Annotated in this window: 1 protein-coding gene and 1 pseudogene; one reads left to right on the top strand and one right to left on the bottom strand. The window is 48.6% G+C overall.

Annotation, left to right across the window (positions count from 1 at the left end; all coding sequences use genetic code 11):
- On the top strand, window positions 1-2,231 hold a 2,231-nt coding region (locus GAC_RS01985; protein ID WP_241760120.1), incomplete at its 5' end, for a hypothetical protein.
- A 48-nt stretch (window positions 2,232-2,279) separates the two neighbouring features.
- Here GAC_RS01985 and GAC_RS05830 read toward each other — a convergent pair.
- Window positions 2,280-2,519 (bottom strand): annotated as a pseudogene (locus tag GAC_RS05830) (hypothetical protein); the annotation flags it as partial.

Genomic DNA, 2,519 nt, shown 5'->3' with positions numbered 1-2,519 from the left:
ATCCCCCAAACCCACAGATAAGTGCCTGTAGAAGCGATATCAAAATTTGCAACATTATCCCCAACAGTGCCGTGCCACAACAGCCCCAGCAGCGGTCTTGGATACACTCGTTTTTTGGTAGTAGCAGTCGAACACAAAAAGCTGCCGCACCTGATCCAAACTGCCCTCCCATAGGCATGCGTTGCGAAGAAATCATCACATTCAAAGTTCAGGATGTCTACAACAACGCGCCTGTGGAAGACGTAATAATGACCATAAACTATGACCTTGTTGCAGTACGCAATCAATCTTCTGGCACCGATGACGTAGAACTGCGCGATCTATCGTTCCGCGTTACCGCAAAATCGGAGGATGGCAACAACAGCTCTAACGAATGCGCGTGGAAGGCAAAGCAATGCCTTAAACGCGTGTTTTTGTCTATTGAACTCGACCTTATTAGGGCTGCAAGCAAGTTGGAAGCCGCAGATATGCTAGGCAGCAGTAGCCTGAGCCCCCAACAAGTTCTAACGTACAAGCAGCGTCTCCAGGCGCTTCTAGATGCGCAAGAGATGCAAAAGCGAGACGCAGATATGCATGCACGCATCGCGCCTAAGTTTTCCTGCGAAAACCCACAGAAACAAATTCTGTTCAAAGATGTTGGGTTCCTGAAAAATAATAAGGACATCTGCACACACATTTTTGTATCACCACACCAGGACGCGGAAGAGCTGCTGAGTAAGTTCTTGCATACGGTTATAGCTGATAGCTGTGCCGACAGGCGGAATACGAAGCCGGAGTATTTTCAAAAAATATCCTTTAAAGTCCCCCTAAAGGTCCCGGATGAGCAAGAAGAGAGATATAAAGTAATCGAACACGGCTCTGTGCATATACCCCTGTCTGGGCAAAATATACACGCACTACTTTCCTACGTAGTGACAAAGCGTGCAGCAGGCAGCGAACATAGGCCTGAGATAGTTATAAGCGAAGCCAAGTTAGGAGTGAGACGTGTGCCAAGAGGGTTCAAGTTGCACCATTGCTCTTGGGCACGCTATCGCTCAACGGATTTCATTACGTTCGCCATACCGGAGCTGACACACACCTGCGTGACAAGCACCCTACCAACCTGCTGGCACAGCGCGAAAGAGTATAGAACACTTTTGAGCCCATACCCCAGGAAACCTGTCGGGGTAGCCCCCAAGCATAGAGGCATTGCACTGGCGGAGCATCACACCACAGTCCCTACGGTACAACCGGAACAGAGCGCACACCAGAAACCGCTGGTGACAACAGGGGATTTGGCAAAAACGCCAAGGGTACAATCAGACACCAAGGACGGGAAACGTGGTACAGATCACGCTGCACGTGGGAGCGATACCCGTGATACATTCGTGGAATCAGATAAGCCGGAGTACCGACCAAACATGGCGCAACTCCAGTGGATTGAACAAATGGTGACACAGGCTTCTACAAAAGGCGCAGACACAGACGAGCGCTCGTTTGAGTCTCATATTGCGAGGTTCGTAGAGGCACACAAACAGCCAAGCGCTGACAGCCGCTCAGGAAAAGAGGCTTCCGACTATGATATACCGCAAGGATTCCGCGGTTTGGATAGTGTAAAAAAGCGTGGGTTAGAATTTGGGCAGCCTACTGAAGGGAAAAGTGCATCTCACCGACGCGGTAGATCAAACGTAAAAAAACCGCTCCCGCACTCGGAAGAGAAGCCACAATCGCGCTTGTTGTGGCTCTTATCAGCAATATGGAAAAGCATTCTACTCATACTAAAGTTTTTGATAGTAACCCCCCTGGTTTGCATATACAAACTATGCACCCAACATGCGGCTCAATCTCCGACAACTGCAACCGATACGCCTGGAGAGGCAAGTGATAAATCTGACAAACAATCAGCTACTGAAACACAAAAAGAGAACACCTCTTTCTTCCCAAAAATTTTTTGCGACGTGCCAAAAACTTATCTGCCGCAACCAATGAGGCAGACAACGAGGCAGATGCGGCTACTTCTGAACCAAAAAAACAGGATAGATGCAACAAGACCGTGCCAACAGACACAAAAAGTAATACAGAGGAAAACCCAAGCGATCAGGCCGAAGTTCCCTCAACCTTGCAAGAACCTAAAATCGAAAATGCCTTTTTTGAACTACACAGTGCGTTATACCCAGCGTGATGCGGCACAATTTTGGTTAAAACCTCCCACACACTGGTGCGGGAAGGCACGGCCAGCAATAGTGTATTGAGATTTGTGGAGAAACCGCACAAAGCCATGTTCCACAGCGTAATACCCCCTACCACGGCCTGCGGACTTGCAGTATACTGTACCTCCTCCTCCAATTTCTGGATGCTAGTATATGCGCAATTCCGCCCCACAACATTTGTAGTCCCAGGTAAAATATCTGTGATGCTTCGCCGAGCGTCATATACCAAACAATCCACTGAATTCCATTAACGCAAAACAGAGAAATAACCACACCCAGATTACCAGAAAGCCTCTTTTGTACCTCGGAAAGAACGATATTGGCGGCCAC

Origin of the sequence: Anaplasma marginale str. Florida (assembly GCF_000215485.1) — a bacterium.
Classification (GTDB): Bacteria; Pseudomonadota; Alphaproteobacteria; order Rickettsiales; family Anaplasmataceae; genus Anaplasma; species Anaplasma marginale.
This window is presented reverse-complemented; position numbering and strand designations above follow the sequence as displayed.